The organism is Nocardioides sp. Leaf307 (assembly GCF_001423135.1).
GTDB classification, from domain to species: domain Bacteria; phylum Actinomycetota; class Actinomycetes; order Propionibacteriales; family Nocardioidaceae; genus Nocardioides; species Nocardioides kribbensis.
The window spans coordinates 1,526,145-1,547,421 of record NZ_LMNY01000001.1; the positions used below are offsets into that span (position 1 = coordinate 1,526,145).

The 21,277-nt window shown below is 75.1% G+C and carries 18 protein-coding genes; 13 read left to right on the plus strand and 5 right to left on the minus strand.

Features of this window, described 5'->3' with window-relative positions; all coding sequences use genetic code 11:
• Positions 1-61 precede the first annotated feature (61 nt).
• Complete coding sequence (holA, locus tag ASF50_RS06955; RefSeq protein ID WP_056903870.1) at positions 62-1,090, plus strand: DNA polymerase III subunit delta; 1,029 nt, start codon at positions 62-64, stop codon at positions 1,088-1,090.
• A gap of 89 nt (positions 1,091-1,179) precedes the next feature.
• On the opposite strand, the gene rpsT is transcribed toward holA, so the two are convergent.
• The 3 genes from rpsT to ASF50_RS06965 all read right to left on the minus strand — a co-directional run bounded on the left by rpsT (position 1,180) and on the right by ASF50_RS06965 (position 2,776).
• On the minus strand, positions 1,180-1,440 hold the full coding sequence (gene rpsT, locus ASF50_RS06960; RefSeq protein ID WP_056864184.1) for a 30S ribosomal protein S20: 261 nt from the start codon (positions 1,438-1,440) through the stop codon (positions 1,180-1,182).
• Positions 1,441-1,586: 146 nt separating this feature from the next.
• On the minus strand, positions 1,587-1,733 hold the full coding sequence (locus tag ASF50_RS18885; RefSeq protein WP_156718129.1) for a hypothetical protein: 147 nt from the start codon (positions 1,731-1,733) through the stop codon (positions 1,587-1,589).
• 89 nt (positions 1,734-1,822) lie between these two features.
• Positions 1,823-2,776, minus strand: a complete 954-nt coding sequence (locus ASF50_RS06965; RefSeq protein WP_056903871.1) for a phosphotransferase — start codon at positions 2,774-2,776, stop codon at positions 1,823-1,825.
• Positions 2,777-2,863: 87 nt separating this feature from the next.
• Here ASF50_RS06965 and ASF50_RS06970 point away from each other — a divergent pair, with 87 nt between their 5' ends.
• From ASF50_RS06970 to ASF50_RS06985, 4 genes are read left to right on the plus strand one after another with little or no spacing between them, the layout of a single operon-like run.
• Complete coding sequence (locus tag ASF50_RS06970; RefSeq protein WP_056903872.1) at positions 2,864-4,588, plus strand: thiamine pyrophosphate-dependent enzyme; 1,725 nt, start codon at positions 2,864-2,866, stop codon at positions 4,586-4,588.
• Between the two features lie 53 nt (positions 4,589-4,641).
• The gene (lepA, locus tag ASF50_RS06975) at positions 4,642-6,522 is read left to right on the plus strand and encodes a translation elongation factor 4 (protein WP_056903873.1); all 1,881 of its coding nucleotides are present in this window, start codon (positions 4,642-4,644) and stop codon (positions 6,520-6,522) included.
• 11 nt (positions 6,523-6,533) lie between these two features.
• Complete coding sequence (locus ASF50_RS06980) at positions 6,534-7,442, plus strand: aminoglycoside phosphotransferase family protein (RefSeq protein ID WP_056903874.1); 909 nt, start codon at positions 6,534-6,536, stop codon at positions 7,440-7,442.
• A 46-nt stretch (positions 7,443-7,488) separates the two neighbouring features.
• On the plus strand, positions 7,489-8,484 hold the full coding sequence (locus ASF50_RS06985; RefSeq protein WP_056903875.1) for a hypothetical protein: 996 nt from the start codon (positions 7,489-7,491) through the stop codon (positions 8,482-8,484).
• Between the two features lie 77 nt (positions 8,485-8,561).
• Here the strand turns inward: ASF50_RS06985 and ASF50_RS06990 are convergent, their stop codons facing one another.
• On the minus strand, positions 8,562-9,311 hold the full coding sequence (locus ASF50_RS06990) for a hypothetical protein (RefSeq protein ID WP_056903876.1): 750 nt from the start codon (positions 9,309-9,311) through the stop codon (positions 8,562-8,564).
• A 98-nt stretch (positions 9,312-9,409) separates the two neighbouring features.
• Here ASF50_RS06990 and ASF50_RS06995 point away from each other — a divergent pair, with 98 nt between their 5' ends.
• From ASF50_RS06995 to ASF50_RS07020, 6 genes are all read left to right on the plus strand, one after another.
• On the plus strand, positions 9,410-10,741 hold the full coding sequence (locus ASF50_RS06995) for an oligosaccharide flippase family protein (RefSeq protein WP_082502838.1): 1,332 nt from the start codon (positions 9,410-9,412) through the stop codon (positions 10,739-10,741).
• On the plus strand, positions 10,738-12,126 hold the full coding sequence (locus tag ASF50_RS07000) for an O-antigen ligase family protein (protein WP_056903878.1): 1,389 nt from the start codon (positions 10,738-10,740) through the stop codon (positions 12,124-12,126). Before ASF50_RS06995 ends, ASF50_RS07000 begins: the two co-directional genes overlap by 4 nt.
• A gap of 35 nt (positions 12,127-12,161) precedes the next feature.
• Complete coding sequence (locus tag ASF50_RS07005) at positions 12,162-13,313, plus strand: glycosyltransferase family 4 protein (protein WP_056903879.1); 1,152 nt, start codon at positions 12,162-12,164, stop codon at positions 13,311-13,313.
• Positions 13,310-14,437, plus strand: a complete 1,128-nt coding sequence (locus tag ASF50_RS07010) for a glycosyltransferase (RefSeq protein WP_156718130.1) — start codon at positions 13,310-13,312, stop codon at positions 14,435-14,437. The genes ASF50_RS07005 and ASF50_RS07010 overlap by 4 nt, the downstream gene beginning before the upstream one ends.
• A gap of 128 nt (positions 14,438-14,565) precedes the next feature.
• On the plus strand, positions 14,566-15,837 hold the full coding sequence (locus tag ASF50_RS07015; protein ID WP_056903881.1) for a hypothetical protein: 1,272 nt from the start codon (positions 14,566-14,568) through the stop codon (positions 15,835-15,837).
• 44 nt (positions 15,838-15,881) lie between these two features.
• A complete protein-coding gene (locus ASF50_RS07020; RefSeq protein WP_200919048.1) occupies positions 15,882-16,988 on the plus strand; it encodes a glycosyltransferase in 1,107 nt (368 codons plus the stop codon).
• A 30-nt stretch (positions 16,989-17,018) separates the two neighbouring features.
• Here the strand turns inward: ASF50_RS07020 and ASF50_RS07025 are convergent, their stop codons facing one another.
• A complete protein-coding gene (locus tag ASF50_RS07025; RefSeq protein ID WP_082502842.1) occupies positions 17,019-18,560 on the minus strand; it encodes a sugar transferase in 1,542 nt (513 codons plus the stop codon).
• A gap of 128 nt (positions 18,561-18,688) precedes the next feature.
• On the opposite strand from ASF50_RS07025, the gene ASF50_RS07030 reads away from it, so the two are divergent.
• Together ASF50_RS07030 and ASF50_RS07035 are read left to right on the plus strand one after the other, a co-directional pair.
• Positions 18,689-19,345, plus strand: coding sequence for an MOSC domain-containing protein (locus ASF50_RS07030; RefSeq protein ID WP_156718131.1), 657 nt, complete (start codon positions 18,689-18,691; stop codon positions 19,343-19,345).
• Between the two features lie 102 nt (positions 19,346-19,447).
• Complete coding sequence (locus ASF50_RS07035) at positions 19,448-21,268, plus strand: AMP-dependent synthetase/ligase (RefSeq protein ID WP_056864197.1); 1,821 nt, start codon at positions 19,448-19,450, stop codon at positions 21,266-21,268.
• Positions 21,269-21,277: the final 9 nt, after the last annotated feature.

The window sequence follows — 21,277 nt, forward strand, 5'->3', positions numbered from 1 at the left end:
CACGCGGTCGGCCCATGCGCCCGCACGCGGTGTCCCCGGGCTGTGGCAGGCTCGTCCCACCATGGCCGCCGCATCGTCCTCGACCCGCTCCGCCGCCCGACCCGCCGGGGGTCGGGGGCCGAGCGCCGCCGACGTCCTGGGCCGGGTCACCCTGGTCACCGGCAAGGAGGAGTTCCTCGGCGAGCGCACCGTCGTCGCCGTGCGCGCCGCGGTCAGGGCCCACGACCCCGAGGCCGAGCTGGCCGACTCGCCCGCCGCCGACCTCACCCTCGCCACCCTGGGGGAGATGTCGGCCGCCTCGTTGTTCTCCAGCACGCGCTGCGTCGTGGTGCGGGCGCTGGAGCACCTCCCGGAGGAGTCGGTGGCCGGCCTGTTGGCCTACGCCGCCGACCCGGTCGAGGACGTCGCGCTCGTGCTCGTGCACGGTGGCGGCGCGAAGGGGTCGGGCGTGCTGGCCAAGCTGCGCAAGCTGCCCGCGGTGACCGAGGTCAAGTCGGCCGAGATGCGCGCCTCGGAGTACCCCTCGTTCGTGGCCGCCGAGGTGCGCTCCCACGGGGCGCGCATCGACCAGGAGGCGGCCTCGGTGCTGGTGCAGGCCGTCGGGCAGGACCTCCGCTCGCTGGCCGCCGCGGCCCACCAGCTCACCAACGACTTCCTGGGCGAGAACCTGACCGTCGAGAAGGTCAAGCAGTACTTCGGTGGCCGCGCCGAGGCCAAGTCCTTCGCCGTCGCCGACGCCGCCTTCTCCGGCCACACCCGTGCCGCGCTCGAGGAGCTGCGCTGGGCCCTCGACAACGGCGTGGCCTCGGTGCTGGTGACCTCCGCCTTCGCCGGCAGCGCGCGCGGCCTGGCCCGGCTGCGCTCGGCACGAGGTCGCGGCGAGGCCGACCTCGCGCGCGAGGTCGGCGTGCCCCCGTGGAAGCTGCGCACCCTGCGGGACCAGCTGCGCGGGTGGGACGACGACGGTCTGGCCCGCGCGATCCGGGCGGTCGCGCGCGCCGACGCCGACATCAAGGGCGCCGCCAGCGACCCGTCGTACACGCTGGAGCGGCTGGTGCTGACGATCACCGGCCTGCGCACGCAGCGCTGAGCGGGACCGCGCGGTCGGGCCGCGCAGCTGGGCCGGAGAACGACGAAGGCGCCACCCCGACCGGGGTGGCGCCTTCGTGGTGGACCGACTCAGAGAGAGGCGGTCTTCTTGGCGATGGCCGACTTGCGGTTCGCCGCCTGGTTCTTGTGGATGACGCCCTTGGAGGCGGCCTTGTCGAGCATGCGCGCAGCGTCGCGGCCGGCGGTGACGGCGGTGTCCTTGTCGCCGGCGTCGGCGGCGGAGCGGAACTTGCGGACGGCGGTCTTCAGGCCGGTCTTGACCGCCTTGTTGCGCTCGTGCGCCTTCTCGTTCTGCTTGTTGCGCTTGATCTGGGACTTGATGTTCGCCACGGATGTGCCTTCGCTTCGAGTCGACGTGTGGTGGTCTGGTGCTGCAGGTCTGCGGTGCGGTCGGCGCAGGCTGCGGCCAGACACGCGACGAGCAAGATTAACAGCGGCGCTCCTGGGCCCCCAAATCGCACCACCCGCACCTCGGGTCACACCCCCAGGCGCCGCGCCGCGCCGCCGAGGAAGCGGGCCGACTCCCGGCGCCGGAAGTCCGCCAGCCCCGGCAGACCGACGTCACGGGCGGTGTGGGCCCGCAGCGCCAGGTGGGTGCCGAGGCCGGCCAGCACCCCCGTCACGACGTCGTCACCGGCGCGGACCAGGGCGGGCTCACCTCGGGCTCACCTCGGCCCCACCGCGGGACTGGTCACGGGTCCGGTCACGGGGCTCACTCCCACCCGCGCCGCTCGCTGAGCCAGTGCCAGCACACGTCGCCCTGCCACCACTGCGCCTCGCGCAGGTGGGGGGAGGTCGCGGGCACGGGGTCGCCGGCGGACTTGAGGAAGTAGCCGGTGACCAGGGCGAGCACGATGTCGACGGCCTCGGGGGCGACGCCGGCGAAGGTCGGGTGGGTGGCGAGCACGGCCTCCACGTCGAGTCCGTCGCCGCGGGGGCCGATGAGCAGCAGCAGGGAGTCGATCCACGGCGCCCCCAGCGCCGGCCAGTTCCAGTCGCAGACCAGGACGCTGCCGTCGGGGCGCACCAGCAGGTTGTCGTCGCGCACGTCGGTGTGCACCAGGGTGCTGCCGGCGGTCACCTCGCGGAAGCGCCCGGCCAGGAGCGCGGCCTCCTCGCGGTGGCGCAGGTCGGGCAGGCTGCGCCGCAGGCTGTCCCAGTACGTCGGGAAGCCGGCGAACTCGGTGGCGAAGTCGGCGGCGCCCGCGACGACGGCCGGGCCGTCCGGGGCCGCGGTCAGCGTCTGGGCGGCGCGGGCCAGGGCCGCCAGCGCGGCGTCGAGGTCGGCGGGGGTCCACGGCCGGCGGGGCGCGCGCGCCTCCACGTGCTCGATGGCCAGCACCACCCAGTCGTCGTCGTCGTGGACCCACCGCAGCCGCGGCGCGGGGGTGGCCGCAGGCAGGGCGGCCAGCGTGCGGGCCTCCGCGCGGTAGGCCTCGGCGAAGGGCCGCTGGGCCTTGACCGAGGCCGCCTTGACGAAGTGGCGGCTGCCGTCGGCGCACACCAGCACCGAGGCCATGCCGGGGGTGAAGCCGGCGCGCTGGGAGCGGGCCTCGACCACGGGGGAGCCGAGGCGCCGCTCGACCTGGGCGCGCAGCGCCGGGGGCAGGAAGGACCACTCGACGCGCCGCGCCGTGCGGCCGTGGGGGATCGTCGTGGGGTGCACGCGGCCATCCTCGGCCACCGGGCCCGTCGGCGGCGACCCACCCCGCGAGGGGAGCCGGGCGTCGTGCCGCGAGCGGAGGGTGGGGCCATGACCACCGTCGCAGAGCTGCTCGCGGAGTCCCTCGCCGACCACGGCGTCACCCAGGTCTGGGGCGTGGTCGGCGACGCGCTCAACCCCGTCACCGAAGCGATCCGGCGCGAGGAGCGCCTGGAGTGGATGGGGGTGCGCCACGAGGAGGTCGCGGCCTTCGCCGCCGGGGCCCAGGCCCAGCTCACCGGGCGGCTCGGGGTCTGCATGGGCACGGTGGGCCCGGGGGCGATCCACCTGCTCAACGGGCTCTACGACGCCAAGAAGTCCGGCGCCCCCGTGCTGGCCATCTGCGGGCAGGTGCCGCGCGGCGACATGGGCAGCGACTTCTTCCAGGAGGTCGACAACGACACCCTCTTCGCCGACGTCTCGGTCTTCTGCGAGACCGTCACCAGCACCGAGCAGCTGCCCGGGCTGATCGAGCGGGCCGGCAACGCCGCCCTCCAGCACCGCGGCGTGGCCGTGCTCACCCTGCCCGGCGACGTCGGCGAGCTCGACCTGCCCTCCGGCACGCCGGTGCCGCGCCTGGTGGCCCGCCCGGCGGTCGCCACGCCGGACCCCGACGCCCTCGCCGAGGCCGCCACCGCCCTCGAGTCGGCCTCCGCGGTGACCCTGCTGGTGGGCGCCGGTGCGCGGCACGCCCGCGCGGAGGTGCTGCGGCTGGCCGAGCGGCTCTGCGCGCCGATGGTGCTCTCGCTCAAGGCCAAGGAGGGGCTGGAGGAGGACAACCCCTACGAGGTCGGCCAGTCGGGCCTGCTGGGCAACCACGCCTCCGAGGTGGCCTTCTCCGGCTGCGACGTGCTGGTGCTCCTCGGCACCGACTTCCCCTACACCGGTTTCCTGCCCGAGGGGAAGACGGTCGTGCAGGTCGACCTCGACGGCGCCCGGATCGGCCGGCGGATCCCGGTGCAGCACGCCGTGGTCGGCGACGCCCGTCTCGCCGTCGATGGCCTGCTCGCCCGGCTGTCGGCCAAGCCCGACCGGTCGCACCTGGAGTCGGCGCGCTCGTCGTACGACGCCTGGCGCGAGCGGCAGCAGCGCCTGACCGACCCCGACCACGACCGACGACCGCGCGGCCTGCTGCGCCGCCGCGTCGACAACCCCGACGCGCTGATCCGCCCCGAGCTGCTGGCCGCGGCCGTGGACCGCCACGCCGCGAGCGACGCCGTCTTCACCACCGACACCGGCATGGCCACCACCTGGCTCGCGCGCTTCGTGCGCATGTCGGGCACGCGCCGGCTGCTCGGCAGCTACAACCTCGGCTCGATGGCCAACGCCATGCCGCAGGCCCTGGGCGCCCAGGGCCTCGACCGGGCCCGCCAGGTGGTGGCCTTCTGCGGTGACGGCGGTCTGTCGATGCTGATGGGCGACCTCATCACGGCCGTCTCCCACGACCTGCCGGTCAAGCTGGTGGTCTTCGACAACGGCCGCCTGGGCATGGTCAAGCTGGAGATGGAGCAGGCGGGGCTGCCCGAGTTCGGCACGGTGCTGCACAACCCCGACTTCGCCGCGGTGGCGCGGGCCGTGGGCCTGCACGGGGTGCGGGTCACCGACCCCCACGACGTCGACGAGGCCGTGCGCGAGGCGCTGGCCCACCCCGGGCCCGTGCTCCTCGACGTGGTCACCAACCCCGACGAGGTGGCCGTGCCGCCGACGCCCACCGTCGCGCAGGGCTGGGGCTTCGCGCTGGCCAAGACCAAGGAGTTCGTCGCCGCTCCGGAGTGACCTCGCGGCACGGGTTTCGCGCCTGTGGCGGCGTTGGGGACAATGGGCGCACCATGGCACCCACCCCTCTGCCGCAGCCCGGCCAGACCGCGCCCGCGATCATCCGCAACTTCTGCATCATCGCGCACATCGACCACGGCAAGTCGACGCTGGCCGACCGGATGCTGCAGCTGACCGGCGTGGTCGACGAGCGCGCCGCCCGGGCGCAGTACCTCGACCGCATGGACATCGAGCGCGAGCGCGGCATCACCATCAAGAGCCAGGCCGTGCGCATGCCGTGGACGGTGCCGGCGGCCAACGAGCAGGGCGCCGAGGCCGGCGACTACGTGCTCAACATGATCGACACGCCGGGCCACGTCGACTTCACCTACGAGGTCTCGCGCTCCCTGGAGGCCTGCGAGGCCGCGGTCCTGCTGGTCGACGCGGCCCAGGGCATCGAGGCGCAGACGCTGGCCAACCTCTACCTCGCCATGGGCGCCGACCTGCACATCATCCCGGTGCTCAACAAGATCGACCTGCCCAGCGCCAACCCCGAGAAGTACGCCGCGGAGCTCGCCGGGCTGGTCGGCTGCGACCCCTCCGACGTGCTGCGGGTCAGCGCCAAGACCGGCGTCGGCGTGGCCGACCTGCTCAACGAGATCGTCAAGCAGACCCCGCCGCCCGTGGGCGAGGCCGACAAGCCCGCACGGGCGCTCATCTTCGACTCCGTCTACGACACCTACCGCGGCGTGGTCACCTACGTCCGCGTCATCGACGGCGAGCTCAGCCACCGCGACCGGATCAAGATGATGTCGACCGGCGCCACCCACGAGCTGCTCGAGCTCGGCGTGATCAGCCCCGAGCAGGTCAAGGCCGACAAGATCGGCGTCGGCGAGGTGGGCTACCTCATCACCGGGGTGAAGGACGTGCGCCAGTCGCGCGTCGGTGACACCGTCACCACCCAGCACCACGGCGCGACCCAGGCCCTGGGCGGCTACAAGCACCCCAACCCGATGGTCTACGCCGGTCTCTACCCCATCGACGGCGACCAGTTCGGCGACCTGCGCGAGGCGCTCGAGAAGCTCCAGCTCAACGACGCGGCCCTGACCTACGAGCCGGAGACCTCCGGCGCGCTCGGCTTCGGCTTCCGCCTGGGCTTCCTGGGCCTGCTGCACATGGAGATCACCCGCGACCGCCTCGAGCGCGAGTTCAACCTCGACCTCATCTCCACCGCCCCGAACGTGGTCTACGAGGTCGTCATGGAGGACGGCACCGAGCTGACGGTGACCAACCCCAGCGAGTACCCCGAGGGCAAGATCGCCGAGGTCCGCGAGCCGGTGGTCAACGCCACGATCCTCAGCCCCTCGGACTACATCGGCACGATCATGGAGCTGTGCCAGACCAAGCGCGGCACGCTCAAGGGCATGGACTACCTCTCCGAGGACCGTGTCGAGATGCGCTACACGCTGCCGATGGGCGAGATCGCCTTCGACTTCTTCGACCACCTCAAGTCCAAGACCAAGGGCTACGCCTCGCTCAACTACGAGCGCTCGGGCGAGCAGGCCGCCGACCTGGTGAAGGTCGACATCCTGCTCCAGGGGGAGCCGGTCGACGCCTTCTCCGCCATCGTCCACCGCGAGGCGGCCTACTCCTACGGCGTCATGCTGGCCGGCAAGCTCAAGGACCTCATCCCGCGCCAGCAGTTCGAGGTGCCGATCCAGGCCGCCATCGGCGCCCGGGTGATCGCGCGGGAGAACATCCGCGCCATCCGCAAGGACGTCCTGGCCAAGTGCTACGGCGGCGACATCACCCGCAAGCGCAAGCTGCTGGAGAAGCAGAAGGAGGGCAAGAAGCGGATGAAGATGGTCGGCCGCGTCGAGGTCCCCCAGGAGGCGTTCATCGCCGCGCTGTCCAACGGCCCGACCGTCGCCGGCGAGAAGTCCGGCAAGAAGTAGGTGCGGGCCCGGTGAGGCCACGGCTGCCGGCCGAGGTCACGGCCTTCGCCGCGCGTGGGCCCGACTGGGCGGCCTTCGTCGAGCGGCTGCCGCGGCTGGTCGAGGAGCTGGCCGGTGCGTGGGAGCTCGCCGCCGACGGCGAGCCCCGCGCCGGGCACTGCTCGTGGGTGCTGCCGGTGCGCACCGACCGCGGCGCGCCGGCGGTGCTCAAGCTCGCCTTCCCCGAGGAGGAGTCCGAGCACGAGGCACTGGTGCTCCAGCGCTGGGGCGGGCGCGCGAGCGTGCGGCTGCTGCGCGCCGACCCCCACCGCCGCGCGCTGCTGCTGGAGCGCCTGGAGGGCCGCGACCTCACCGACGCCTGGGACGTCGAGGCCTGCGAGGTCGTCGGCGGGCTCTACGCCGCGCTTCACACGCCGGCCCCGCCGCAGCTGCGCACCCTCGCGTCGTACGTCGAGCCCTGGAGCGAGCGGCTGGCCGGGCTGCCGCGCGACGCCGGGGTGCCGCACCGCCTGGTGGAGCAGGCGGTGGCGCTGGGCCGCGACCTGCTGGGCGACGACGCGGCCGCCGGCACGACGATCCACACCGACCTCCACTACGCCAACGTGCTGGCCACCTCGCGCTCCGACGGGCCGGAGTGGCTGGCGATCGACCCGAAGCCGGTCAGCGGCGACCCGCACTACGAGGTGGCGCCGCTGCTGTGGAACCGCTGGGAGGAGGTCCTGGCCTCCGGCGACGTGCGCGACGCGGTGCGCCGCCGCTTCCACACCACCATCGACACCGCCGGCCTCGACGAGGACCGTGCCCGCGACTGGGTCGTCGTGCGCATGCTGCACCACGCCCTGTGGTCGGTGGAGTCGGGAGCGCCCGACGCCGAGTGGCTGACCCGCTGCATCACGATCGCCAAGGCCGTGCAGGGCTGAGCCGGGTTACCCTCGGGGCAGGACACCAGCGCAAAGGGGGACGACGGTGACCGATCAGGACCAGTCGCAGGACCAGTCGCAGGACGCAGCGGGCGACGCGGGCGACGCGGGAGCGGGCCCGGCGGGTGACGTCGGGGCGCGGGCCGCGGCGCTGCGCGCGGAGCTGGCGACGCGGCGCGAGGCCAGCGGGCTGCTCGCCGAGGCCACGCGCGTGCGCGACGCGGCCGTGGCCGAGGCCGACGACCTCGTGCGCGAGGCCCAGGAGCTGGCCACCACGCTGGTGGCCGAGGCCCGCGCCGACGCCGAGCGCGAGCGCGACGCCGCGGCGGAGCGGGCCCGCAGCACGGTGGCGGAGGCGGAGGCGACGGCCACCCGGGTGAAGGAGGAGGCCGAGGCGGAGGCCGTCCGGGTGCGCGACGAGGCCGAGGCCGCGCGCGCCGAGGCCCGCCGCGAGGCCCGGGCCGAGGCCCTCGCCGAGATGGCCCAGGTGCGCCAGCAGGCCGAGCGGCTCATCGCCGGGATCGACTCCGACCTGCGCGGTCTCGCCACCACCCTGGCGAGCGCCAGCACGGTGGCGCTCGCGGTGACCACCGCGGCCGCCGAGCTCGACGCCGCCGTCGGATCCGACCCGACCGACACGACCGACACGACCGACACGGCGGACACGACCGACACGGCGGACGCACCCCAGGGCGCCGACGGCGCCTCCGGCCCAGGGGCCGAGGTCACCGCGCTGCCGGTCGTGGTCGTGGGTCCCGACGACCACGCCGCCGACGACCTCGCTGCCGACGACCTCGCTGCCGACGACCTGGCCGACGACCTGGCCGACGACGGTGACGGGGAGCCCGGGTCCACCTCGGGCGCGGAGACCGCCCCCGGCCCGGTGCCCGTGGGGGAGGACGAGGCCGTGGCGCCCGAGCCGGCGACGGGCCCGTCGCAGCGGACGGCGTCGGGCGCCCGTACCACGGGCGGCGAGCAGGACGATCTCGACCAGGCCCTCACGGGTGCCCGCCCGCTCGGCTGGCTCTTCCGCGGCCACTGATCCGCTCGGGCGGCCGCGGCGCACGCGGTGCCCTCGGCGCCTCCAGCGCCCGGGGCACCCGGGGCTCCCGGGCGTGGCTAGCCGCAGGTCGGTGCGACGGGGCTGGTCGAGGGGTCGAGCGGTCGCACCGTGATCGAGTCGACCACGGTGCCCTCGGGCACGCCCTGGAAGAGCTGCATCTCGATCGGGCGCACCTCGAAGGCCGTCAGGCAGGTCCACACCCCGGTGACGACCGCCACCAGCTGACCGTCGACGCCGCGCAGGATGGCCTGCACGAGGGCCTGCGGGATGTCGGCGCTGCCCACGGTGAGGTCGGCGTTGACGACGGTGCGGCTGGCGTTGAGGTCGCTGGCCAGGCCGGTGGCCGAGGCGGTGGAGCTGTCCTGGTCGGTCGCGGCGGGCTGCCAGGCGACGTCGCGGTAGTCGAGGTCGACCGCGGCGACCTCCCCGACGTCGACGCCGACGGGGAAGTAGAGCCCGTAGATCTCGCCGGGGGCCATGTCGGTGACGGTGCAGCAGGCGTCCTGCCCGACCATGGCGCTGGCGCTCCAGGTGCCGAGGGACACGTCGTCGCGGTCGAAGGCCTCGAGGGTGACCTCGGCGGTGCGCAGCGTGCGGTCCTCCTCGTTGCGCACCAGCACCGAGAGGAGGCCGTCGGTGACGGCCCACTCGCTGGTGGTCAGCACGTCGGGCGCCTCGGCCGCGCCCGAGGCGGGGACGTCGGCCGCGCCGGCCACCTGGGCCCGCAGGTCGGCGCAGCCGGCGAGGGCCAGCAGCAGAGCGGGCAGCAGGAGCGCCACCAGGAGGCGGGCCGGCTGGGTGCGCATGTGTTCCCCCGAATCACCGTCGACACGCGTGGACCGGCCCCCATGATGCCCTCGCGGGTGTAGCGACACACCATCCGGGGTAGCGTCGGAGCACGATCATGGCGATCGGGAGGACGTCCCGGTCGCAGTCCGGGGGGATGATGTTCGACGTCGCGCGTGCCGTGGTGGCCGCACCGACGCGCGCCCTCCCGCCCCGCGAGCGTCGCGCCCTCCCGCCCCGCGAGCGTCCTGTGGGCACGGGGGCGCTGTGGTTCGCCACGCACGCCGTGAGCCTGAAGGCCGGGCAGACCGTCGTGCTGCTGGCCCTGGCCGCGGCCCTGGTGCCGGCCGACCTCGGGGTCGTCGCCCTGGCCACCCTGGTGTCGAGCGCCGTGGCGCTCGTCAGCGGTCTCGGGGCCTCCGCCGCCCTGGTGCGCTGGGAGGGCGACGTCGACCGGGCCGCCCGCTCCGCGGTCTCCCTCGCGCTGGCCTCGGGCGCCGCGGCGACGCTCGCGGTGTGGGTCTCGGCGCCGGCGCTGGTGTCCGCGCTGGGGGCGGGACCCGCCGCCGTCGGCCCGGTGCGCGGCCTCGTGCTGACGGCCCCGCTGGTCGCGGCGGCCATGGTCACCCTCGAGCTGATGCGCCGGCGCCTGGCCTTCGGCCGCCGGGTGCTGCCCGACGTCGCGGCCTCCCTGCTGGGGGCCGCGCTGGCGGTGTGGCTGGTCGGGCGGGGCTGGGGCGTCGGAGCGCTGGTGGCCGGCCAGGTGGTGCAGGGCGTCGCGGTGCTGCTGCTGGCCTGGTGCGTGCACCCGCCCGTGCGCCCGGGGTGGCACGCCGACGACGTGCGCGGCCTCCTGCGCTTCGGGCTCCCGTGGTCGGGGGCCCACCTGCTCGAGCTCGTCCAGGTCAACCTCGACTACGTCGTGGTCGCCCACCTGCTCGGCGCCGTGGCGCTGGGCCACTACTCGTTGGCCTTCCGGGTGGCGGCGGTGCCCTACCTCCTGGTGGCCGTGGTCCTCTCCAGCGCCGCCTTCCCCGTGCTGTGCCGCCGGCACGGCGCGGAGCTGCGGGCCACGGTGTCGGACCTCGCGCGGCTCTCGCTGGCGCTGCTCCTGCCCGTCTGCGGGCTGCTGGCCCTGCTGGCCGACCGCCTGGTGCTGCTGGGACCCGCGTGGGCCCCGGCCGTGCCGGTGCTCCGGGTGCTCGCGGCCTACGCCCTCGCGGCGGGGCTGCTCCACGTGACGCTGACCGTGCTGCACGCCATGGGCCGTCCCGGCGAGGCGGTGCTCGCGCGGCTGGCCCACCTGCTGCTCCTGCTGCCGACGCTGCTCCTGCTCGCTCCCGCCGGGGTCGTGGCCGTCGCCGCGGCGCAGGTCGTCGTGGCGGCAGCCGTGCTCCTGGCGGCCCTCGCGCGCGTCGGCTCGCTCCTGGGGGAGGGCCGGACCCGATGACCCTCATGCTCCGGGAGGCGCCCAGCGCCCTGCTGTCGGTGGGGCGCCCCCGTCGGCACGACCCGTCGCGGCGGACCCGGCCGGCGTGGCTGCACACCGTCCTACCGGTCCTGCTCGCCCTCCTGGGCGGCGTGTCGGTGGGTCTCGCCCCGGGCCTCACCGGGCTGGTCGTGCTCGCCGTCGTCGTGCTGACGCTGCTGCTGGGCCAGATCGAGATCGCCGCCCTGGTGGTCGTGGCGGCGTCGGTCTTCGAGGACTACCTGGTCTTCGTCTCGCCCGCCGCCACCAAGACGCTGGCCGTGGTGGTGGTGGTCGCCTGGGCCGTGCGCCGGGCCGCGCGGCCCTTCCACCACGCACCGCGCAGCCCCGTGCTGGTGTCGGCCGGCGTGCTCGTCGTCGTGCTGCTGCTGTCGACCCTGGTCACCGGCTCCGACGGCGCCGCGGTGGCCACCCTGGGTCGGTGGGCCGGCTTCCTGGCCGTGCTGGTCGTGCTCGCCGACTGCCTGCGCGGGCGCCTGGCGCCCACCGTGCTCGCCGAGGTCTACGTCGCGTCCTGCGCCCTGGCGGCCCTCTGCGCCCTCGTGGTCTTCCCCTCCGCCGACGGCGACCGCCGGGTCGGCGGGCCGGTGGCCGACCCCAACGACTTCGCCTTCTACCTCCTCGCCGCGGTGCCGCTCGGCCTGGCCGTGCGCGCGGAGAGCCGCCGACCCCGCGCGTGGGACCTCGCCACGGTCCTGTGCGCGGTCGCCCTGGCCGGCACCTACTCCCGCGGCGCCGTGCTCGGGCTGCTGGTCGCGCTGGGCGTCGCCGTCGTGGTGCGGCTGCTGCCGTGGCGCGCCGTCGGCGCCCTGCTCGTGGTCGTGGTCACCGCGGTCGCCTTCACGGCGTCGGTCAACGCCGACCTGGTGAGGGTCAGCTTCGAGCAGAAGCAGGCGGTGGCCCAGGAGAACGTCTCCCAGCGCCTCGAGCTGTGGCAGCAGGCCGCGCGGATGACCCTCGACGCGCCGCTGCTCGGTCACGGCCCCGGGTCCTTCGCCGAGGAGCACCAGGACTACGCCGGCGACGCCGGGGCCTCCGTGGCCGACCTCGACACCGCCCACAACACCTATCTCGAGGTGGCGGCCGAGCTCGGTCTCCTCGGCCTGCTGGCCCTGCTCTCGGTGCTCGGGACCGCCTTCGCCGGCGCCTGGGCCCGCTGGCGGCGCGACCGCTCGCCGCTGGCCGCGGGGGTGTGCACCGCCCTGGTGGGCACCGGGGTGGCCGCGTCCTTCCTCAGCGAGCAGTTCTACCTCCCGCTGTGGCTGCTGGCGGCCCTCGCCGTCGCGGTGTCCGTCGGCGACCGCGCACCCGCGCGGCGACCACCGCGCGTGCGCCGCGCCCGATGAGGCCCCCCGACGAGGTCCGCCCGACGAGGTCGGACGTGCCCGCCGAGCACCGGTGGCGCGGCCGGGTGGTGCACGTGCTGACCCAGCCGGGGGGCGGACCGGCCGACCACGTGTCCGCGGTGGCGGCCGCCATGGCCCGACAGGGGATCGACGTGCACGTGGTGGGTCCGGCGTCGCCGCGCACGGAGACGGTGCGGGCGGCGGGGGCCGCCTGGCACACGGTGGCGGTGACCTCCACGCGGGACGCCGCCGGGGCCCTGGCGCTGGCGCGCGTCGTGCGCGGCCTGCGCCCCGACGTCGTCCACCTCCACGACCGGCGGGCGGCCTGGGTGGGCCGCCTCGCCGCCCCCGCCCTGCAGGCGGGCGTGGTCCACACCGTGCACGGGGTCGCCGACGGCCTGAGCGACCAGGTGGCGGGCAACGCCCTCGTCGGCCCGCGCCGGCGGCGCGACGACCTCTACTACGTCGCCGGCGAGCGGTGGGCGACCCGGTGGTCGGCCCGGTGGACGCACACGCGGGTGGTCACGCCCAGCCGGGCCGTCGCGGACTTCCTGGTGCACCGCGTCGGCGTGGACCCCGACCTGCTCGACGTCGTGCCCAACGGCGTCGAGGTACCGCCCGTCGGCCCCGTCGGACCCGCCGGACCCGCCCGGGCGCCGGCCCTGGTGTGGGCCGGCCGGCTGGTGCCGGCCAAGCGGCCCGGCGCTCTGCTCGACGCGGTCGAGCGGGTGTCGGGGCTGGGACCGGTGGTGATCGCGGGGGAGGGGCCGGAGCGCGACCTCCTGCTGCGCCGCGTGGCGGCGACCGGCTGGCGCGGCCCGGGCGGCGTCGAGGTGGTCGGGCAGCTGCCTGACCTCGCCCCCGCGCTGGCTGCGGCCGACGTCTACGTGTCGACCTCCGCCGCCGAGAACCAGCCGCTCGCGATGCTCCAGGCCATGGCCCACGGCCTGCCGGTGGTGGCGACCGCGGTCGGCGGGGTGCCGGAGGTCGTGCGCGACGGCGTCGAGGGCCTCCTGGTGCCGGTCGACGACCCCGACGCCCTGGGGGGTGCGCTCCGCCGGCTGCGCGACGACCCGCGGCTGCGACGGCGGCTCGGCACGGCCGCGCGCGAGAGGGTGGCGGCCGGGTGGACCCGGTCGCACTGCGTCGCGGGACTGCTGCGGACCTACGACCGGGTGACGGCGTGAGGGTGCTGGTCACGATCGCCGAGATGGGACCGGGCGGCGCGGAGACGCTGGTCGCGGAGATGGCCGCCCACCTGGCCGCCGAGGGCCACCAGGTCAGCCTGGCCAGCAGCGGCGGCTTCCGGGAGCGGGAGGTCGCCGGGATCGGCGGTGTCGAGACGCTGCGCGTGCCGCTGCGACGCGACACGGCCCTCGACCGCACGCGCTCCGTCGTACGCCTCGCGGCGCACGCCCAGCGCCTGCGCCCCGACCTGGTCCACGCCCACAACGTCCGGGCCACCCTCGTCGCCCGGATGGCGACCTATCCCGCGGGTGGACCTCCGGTGCTGAGCACCGTGCACGGCCTCCCGCCGCAGAGCTACCCCCGCGCCGTCGGGGTGCTGACCCGCTGCGCCGACCACGTCGTGGCCGTCTCCGACTCCGTCGCCGACGACCTCGTGACGGCCGGGCTCGACCCGCAGCGGCTCTCGGTCATCGAGAACGCCGTGCGGGTGGCTCCGGCGGCCCGCGCCGGCGACCGGGTCGCAGCGCGGCGCGACCTGGGGCTCCCCGACGGGGGACCGGTGGTGCTCTGCCTGGCCCGGCTGGCCGGGCCCAAGCGCCAGGACCTGCTGGTCGAGGCCTGGGCCGAGCGCAGGGCCCAGCACGGGGACGGGCACGGGGAGGCGCTCGGTACCCTGCTGCTGGTCGGCGAGGGGCCGCAGCGCCGGGCCCTCGAGCAGCAGGTCGCCGACGCCGGGCTCACCGCGAGCGTGCGCCTGCTCGGCGAGCGCGCCGACGTGGCGCGACTTCTGGCCGCGGCCGACGTCCTGGTGCTCCCCAGCGACCGTGAGGGCCTGCCGATGGCCGTGCTCGAGGCCATGGCGGTCGGCGTGCCCGTGGTCGCCAGCGACGTGGGCGGCCTGGCCAGCCTGGGCGATGCCGTGACGCGGGTGGCGCCGGGCTCCGCGCCCCGGCTGGCGGCCGGTCTGCACGAGGTGCTCGCCGGCGGCCGCGCGGTCACGGAGCGCACGGCGCGGGCCCGCGGGCTCGTCGACGCGCGTTTCGCCACGGCGACCATGCACGCGGCCTACCGTGACCTCTACCGCAGGCTGCTGACGGGTTTGGGTGGTGCGCTCGGGTGGTAGACATTTCAAGCGGTGGCCGCACCAGGGTGCCACCGTGCAGCACTCCGCTCGGGGGCGTGCGGGGCCGGGAAGATCTCCTGGCCACGGGTGAGGACGGTCGGGCAGGACCGACCGCGGAGAGCGTGGGCATGGAGCTGCGAGACATGGGGGCCGCTCTGTGGCGCCAGCGTCTGCTGGTGGCCGTGGTGGTGGTGGTCACGGCGATCGGCGTCGCGGTGGGGGTGTGGTCCTCGACCAAGACCTACACCGCGACCGCGACGGTGTCGGCCGCCCCGGCGCCCGGAGCGCCCGCCCCGGCCGAGCTCGACGACCTGCGCGCGACCTTGGCCGAGACCGCCACGACGCCCGAGGTGCTGCGTCAGGCCGCCACGCGCGCCGGGGTCGACCGGTCGGTGGGGCAGCTGCTCGACGAGGTCGACGCGCGCTGGGTCGAGGGCACCCAGCTGATCGAGATCACCGTCGCCGACCCGTCGGCCCGCGACGCGGCGGGCCTGGCCAACGCCGCGTCCTTCACGCTGCAGCAGAGCGACCCCACCGGGGCCTTCGAGTTCACCGATGTCGACCCCGCGGTCGAGCCGGCGACCTACTCCAGCCCCGACCTCCCGCTCGCCATCGGCGTCGGCGTCCTGCTGAGCCTGGTGCTCGCGGTGGTCTCGGCCCTGGCCCGCGACCGCCGGACCTACACGGTCAAGGACGCCCACGGCGTCGAGGCGGCGCTGCGGGCCCCCGTGCTCGCCCACGTGGCCCCACCCCGGTCGCCGACCCTGCAGGCCATGTTCACCGGCACGCCGGCCGCCGACGTCTTCCGCCGCCTGCGCCTGTCGCTGGAGGCCTCGCACCGGGCGCACCCGCCGCACCTGGTCGTCGTCACGGGGGTGACGACGGGCGACGTCAACGCCTGGCTCGGCGCCAACCTGGCCATCTCCCTGGCCTCGGCCGGGCGCCGGGTGCTGCTCCTCGACGGGCGGCTCGCGACCCCCGCCGACGAGCCCCTGCCCGAGGAGCCCGACACCCCCGGTCTCCACGACGTGCTGCGCGGCACGCCCTGGGAGCACGCGGTCAGCCCCGGCCCCGTCGACGGACTCAGCGTGCTGCCTCCCGGTCGCGCGCCCGCCTCCGACGCGGGCGCCGAGCCGGGCGACCTGCTCGAGCGGAGGTTCGGGGCGCTGGCCGAGGCCCTGACCCGCACCTTCGACGTCGTGGTGGTCATCGCCCCCTCGCTGGAGGAGCGCGACGACGCGCTCGTCATGTCCGCGGGCGGCTCGCTGCTGCTCGGGGTCGTGGAGGGCGTCATCAGTCCCGAGGCCCTGGCCGCCTACGCCGACCGGTTCGTCGTCGCCGGCGTGCGCCTGGCCGGCACCGTGCTCGTCGGGCACCGCGCCGAGGCGGTGGCGCCCTGAGCGCCGCGACCGCCCCCGTCGGGGCCACGCCGGGCCGTCCGCACGTGCTGCACGTCAGCGTGCCGACGAGCGAGGGCACGGCCGAGGTGCTGCTGGGCTACGTGCGCGAGCAGCTGGCCCGGGGCTGGCGGGTGAGCGTGGCCTGCCCCTCGGAGGGCTGGCTGGGCTACGCGGCCCGCGAGGCCGGCGCCGAGGTGGCGTGGTGGCGCGCCGGCCGCGAGCCCGGCGTCGGGACCCTGGAGGAGACCGCCCGTCTGTCCGCGCTGGTCACCAGGCTCGGTCCCGACCTGGTGCACCTGCACAGCTCGAAGGCCGGCCTGGCCGGTCGGCTCGCGGTGCGACGGCGCGTGCCCACCGTCTTCCAGCCCCACGCCTGGTCCTTCCAGGCCGGGTCCGGCACGTCGAGCCGGCTGGCGCTGCTGTGGGAGCGCTTCGCCGTGCGGTGGACCGACCAGGTCGTGTGCGTCGGCGAGGGGGAGCGGCTCGTGGGCGAGGCGGCGGGCGTGCGCGCCGAGGTGACCGTGGTGCCCAACGGGGTCGACCTGCGCCGCTTCGGCCCCACCAGCCCCGAGGACCGGGTCGAGGCGCGGGCGCGCCTGGGCCTGCGCGAGGCCCCGACGGTCGTGTGCGTGGGGCGGCTGAGCCACCAGAAGGGCCAGGACGGGCTGCTCGACGCCTGGACGTCGGTCCTCGAGGCCGTGCCGGGTGCCCAGCTGGTGCTCGTCGGCGCCGGGCCCGACGAGGCCGACCTGCGCCGGCGTGCCAGCGGCCTCCGCGGGGTCGTCTTCGCCGGCGCCCGCGTCGACGTGCCCGACTGGCTCTCGGCGGCCGACGTCGTGACCGTGCCCTCGCGCTACGAGGGCATGGCCCTCGCGCCGCTCGAGGCGATGGCGAGCGGACGCAGCGTCGTGGCCACCGACGTCCCGGGGATCGCCGAGGGCGTGGTCGACGGCGTGGGGGCCCTCGTGCCGCCCGGCGACCCGGACGCCCTCGCCGCGGCGCTGGCCGAGCGGCTCCTCGACCCCGCGCGGGCCGACGACGAGGGGTGGGCGGGCTACGACCACGTCAGCGCCGAGCGCGACGCCGCCGAGGCCGCCCGGCGCGTGGCCCGGCTGTCGCTGGGCCTGATGGCGTCACGCAACCGCGCCTGAGCGGAGCCGGACGACCCGCCGGGGGACGGGTCAGGCGCCGCGGCGCACCGACTCGGGCGTCCCCTCGGAGCCCCGGTGCCCGGCGGGCGGACGCTGCGCGCCGTCGATGCGACGTACGACGGCCGGGTCGACGGTGACCTCGGCGGCCCGGTCGCCGCCCGTCACGCGGTCGGCGGTCGTGGGGCCGGCCGAGGCCGGCGTGGCAGCGGGCTGGGGTCGCACGAGGGTGCGCGCGGTGCGCACCACGATCTTGACGTCGCCCCACAGCGACCAGTTCTCGATGTAGTAGTTGTCGGCCCGCACCCGGTCGTCGATGGAGGTGTCGCCCCGCAGGTCGTTGACCTGCGCCCACCCGGTCAGGCCCATCGGCACCCGGTGCCGGTGGCCGTAGCCCCGGGTCTCGCGGGAGAACTGCTCGACGAAGTAGGGCCGCTCGGGGCGCGGGCCGACCAGGCTCATGTCACCGCGCAGGATGTTGACCAGCTGCGGCAGCTCGTCGAGACCGGTGCGGCGCAGGAACCGGCCGACCGGGCCGATGCGGTGGTCGTTGTCGATGTTCCACGCCGTGGCGCTCTCGGAGGGGTCGGCGGGCTTCATCGAGCGGAACTTCATCAGCTCGAAGGTGCGACCGCCGCGGCCCACGCGCACCTGGCGGAAGATGACGCCCGGCCCGGTCTCGAGCCGGACCGCGAGCGCGATGCCGAGCATCAGGGGGGCGAGGGCGGCCAGGGCGGCCGCCGACAGGGTGGCGTCGAAGCACCGCTTGACGAGCAGGGCGTGGGGCCGCACCCGCCAGCGGCGCAGCCGCACGACGGCGACGTCGCGCACGACCTCGATGCGGCTGGGGCGGTCGAGGCCCATCATCTCGTAGAAGCGCGGCACCACGAAGACCTGGTGGTCCTGGCTCTGGCAGTAGCGCACCAGGGCCAGGGCCCGCTCGTCGGGCGCGTTGCCGAAGGCGAAGATGACGTCGTTGACGTCGAGGGCCCGCATCGCGTGGGGCAGGTCGCCGAGCGCGCCGAGCAGGGGCACGGGCAGGTCGAGGGCGGTCTCGACGTCGTCGTCGACGAACCCCACGGGGTGCAGCCCGAGGCTGCGGTCGGCGAGCAGGGCCGCCGCGAGGCGCCGGGCCACGCCGTCGGTGCCGACGATGACGACGGGGTGCGAGAGCACACCGCGCCGGCGCCCGGCCCGCACGAGCGTATACGCCACCCCGCGCAGGGTCGCCAGCAGGCCGAGCGTCGTGGCCGCGAAGGCCGCGACCGGGCCGAGCACCGCTCCGCCGTCGCCCACGTCGAGGCCGCTGGTGGCCAGCAGCAGCAGCGTGGAGGCGATCGCGGTCAGGCTCAGGGCCGGCAGGTCCTCCAGGACCGACAGCACGAGTCGGGAGCGCTGGAGGCTGAGACCCCGGCTGACCACGGCGCCGCCGACGGCGGCGCACAGCACGGTGACGAGCGTGACGGAGTCGGCGACGACGAGGCTGGCACCCGTGACGGCCAGCAGGTCGGCGGCGATGAGCAATGGTGTGACGCTGGCCAGTCCTGGCACGACGTCGTCCATGTGAAGACGCATGTAACTGATACCCCCCGGTATGACACCACTCAACCTATCCCGGTGGGCCCGGTCCAAACCACCGGGGTGCGTGACGTGTCACACGGTGTGGCGCCGGGTGCCGGACCGCGGGCTGGCACGATGGCGACGTGGCGGTGGTGCGGTCGGTCAACGTGGGTCGTCCCCGTGCGGCGTCGTGGGCGACCACGGGGCGCACCTCCATCGACAAGTCCCCGGTCCGGGGGCCGGTGCGGGCGACGGCGGCGGGCCTGGTGGGCGACGAGGTGTCGAACCGTCGCCACCACGGAGGGCCCGACAAGGCCGTCTACGCCTACGCCCGCGAGGCGCTGGACGACTGGGCCGCGGAGCTGGGCCACGACCTGCCCGACGGACAGCTGGGGGAGAACCTCACCGTGAGCGGGCTCGACGTCGACGACTGCGAGATCGGCGAGCGCTGGGAGGTGGGGGAGGTCGTGCTGGAGGTGCGCTCGCCCCGCACCCCGTGCCGCACCCTGAGCGGCTGGATGGACCACTGCGGACTGCCCGCCGAGGCCTGGCTGCGGCGCTTCACCGAGCGGGCCCGCCCCGGCGCGTACCTCAGGGTGCTGGGGGAGGGGGCGCTGGCCGCCGGCGACGAGGTGCGGGTGCGCCACCGGCCCGGGCACGGTGTGACCGTCGCGCTGATGTTCCGGGCCGTCCACCTCGACCGGTCGCTGCTGCCCCGCCTGCTCGAGGTGCCCGACCTGGTGCCGGAGGCGCGGCTCGCCGCTGAGCGCTGGGTCGCCGGGGGCGCGCGTCCCGGGTAAAGCCTGGCCCGACACGGACCGCCTGGGGGGATCCGGTTACTCACGGGTCACGACGTGACGTAGGTTACGGGCACTGTCGTCGTCCACCGCAGGAGAGCGTCAATGCCCGCCACCATCGACCCCGGCTTCGTCGATCACCTCACACCCAACGTCGCCCTGCTGTTCCTCGACCGGGTGGCCACCTCGCCCGACAGCGAGGCCTACCGCTTCCCGGTCGGCGAGGCCTGGGAGTCGGTGACCTGGCGCCAGACCGGCGAGCTGGTCTCCCGGCTCGCCGCCGGCCTGCTCTCGCTGGGCATCGAGCCCGAGCAGCGCGTCGGCATCGCCTCGAGCACGCGCTACGAGTGGGTCCTGGCCGACCTCGCGATCATGCTCGCGGCCGGTGCGACCACGACGGTCTACCCCACGACCAACAGCGAGGACACGGCGTACATCCTCAGCGACGCCGAGTGCCGCGTGGTCTTCGCCGAGGACGACGAGCAGCTGGCCAAGATCGCCGAGCACCGCGGCGAGCTCCCGGCCCTCGGCACGGTCGTGACCTTCGACGGTGCCGCCGACGGCGAGGGCGTGCTCAGCATGGACCAGCTCGCCGCGCGCGGCGACGCCTACCTCGCCGAGCACCCCGACGTCATCCGGCGCACCGCCGAGGCGATCCCGGCCGACCAGCTGGCCACGCTGATCTACACCTCGGGCACGACCGGGCGCCCCAAGGGCGTGCGCCTGCTGCACCGCGGCTGGGTCTACCAGGGTGCGCTCATCAAGGAGCAGGGGATCCTCGACGAGACCGACCTGCAGTTCCTGTGGCTGCCGATGGCCCACTCCTTCGGCAAGGTGCTGCTCTCGGCCCAGCTCGCCTGCGGGTTCGCCACCGCCATCGACGGTCGCGTCGACCGCATCGTCGACAACCTCGGCGTCGTCAAGCCGACCTTCATGGGTGCGGCCCCCCGCATCTTCGAGAAGGCCCACGCCCGCATCGTCACCATGCAGGCCGCGGAGGGTGGCGCGAAGGAGAAGATCTTCACCAAGGCCTTCGAGGTCGGCACGACCGTCGACCGCCTCAAGCGCGAGGGAAAGTCGGTCCCGCTGGCGCTGCGGGTGCAGCACGGCCTCTTCGACAAGCTGGTCTACAGCAAGGTCCGGGAGCGCTTCGGCGGCCGCGTGAAGTTCTTCATCTCCGGCTCCGCCGCCCTCAACTCCGAGATCGCCGACTTCTTCCACGCCGCCGGCATCCTCATCCTCGAGGGCTACGGCCTGACGGAGAACTCGGCGGGCGCGGCGGTCAACCACCCCGACGACTACCGCATCGGCAGCGTCGGCAAGGCCATGCCCGGCAGCGAGATCCGCATCGGGGAGGGCGACGAGATCCAGATCCGCGGCCCCCACATCATGGCCGGCTACCACAACCTGCCCGAGGAGACCGCCAAGGCGTTCACCGAGGACGGCTGGCTGCGCACGGGCGACAAGGGCAGCCTCGACGCCGAGGGCTTCCTGACCATCACCGGGCGGATCAAGGACCTCTTCAAGACCTCGGGCGGCAAGTACATCGCCCCCTCGGCGATCGAGGCCAAGTTCAAGGCCCTGTGCCCCTACGCCAGCCAGTTCCTCGTCTTCGGCAACGAGCGCAACTTCGTGGTCGCCCTCATCACCCTCGACCCCGACGCGATGGCGACGTGGGCCGAGGAGAACGGGATGTCGGGCGCCTCCTACACCGACATCGTGCGCTCGGAGAAGGTGCGCGCCATGGTCGGGGGCTACGTCGACCAGCTCAACGAGCGGCTCAACCGCTGGGAGACCATCAAGAAGTGGGACCTGCTCGACCACGACCTGACCATCGAGTCCGGCGAGCTGACCCCCTCGATGAAGGTCAAGCGCAACGTGGTGGAGAGCAACAACTCCGAGAGGATCGCCTCCTTCTACTCCTGAGCGCAGGCT

Coding starts and splice junctions, on each gene's coding strand:
- holA (WP_056903870.1), top strand. CDS start 62: ATGGCCGCCGCATCGTCCTCGACCCGCTCCGCCGCCCGACCCGCCGGG.
- ASF50_RS06970 (WP_056903872.1), top strand. CDS start 2,864: ATGACCACCGTCGCAGAGCTGCTCGCGGAGTCCCTCGCCGACCACGGC.
- lepA (WP_056903873.1), top strand. CDS start 4,642: ATGGCACCCACCCCTCTGCCGCAGCCCGGCCAGACCGCGCCCGCGATC.
- ASF50_RS06990 (WP_056903876.1), bottom strand. CDS start 9,311: ATGCGCACCCAGCCGGCCCGCCTCCTGGTGGCGCTCCTGCTGCCCGCT.
- ASF50_RS06995 (WP_082502838.1), top strand. CDS start 9,410: ATGGCGATCGGGAGGACGTCCCGGTCGCAGTCCGGGGGGATGATGTTC.
- ASF50_RS07000 (WP_056903878.1), top strand. CDS start 10,738: ATGACCCTCATGCTCCGGGAGGCGCCCAGCGCCCTGCTGTCGGTGGGG.
- ASF50_RS07015 (WP_056903881.1), top strand. CDS start 14,566: ATGGAGCTGCGAGACATGGGGGCCGCTCTGTGGCGCCAGCGTCTGCTG.
- ASF50_RS07025 (WP_082502842.1), bottom strand. CDS start 18,560: ATGCGTCTTCACATGGACGACGTCGTGCCAGGACTGGCCAGCGTCACA.
- ASF50_RS07035 (WP_056864197.1), top strand. CDS start 19,448: ATGCCCGCCACCATCGACCCCGGCTTCGTCGATCACCTCACACCCAAC.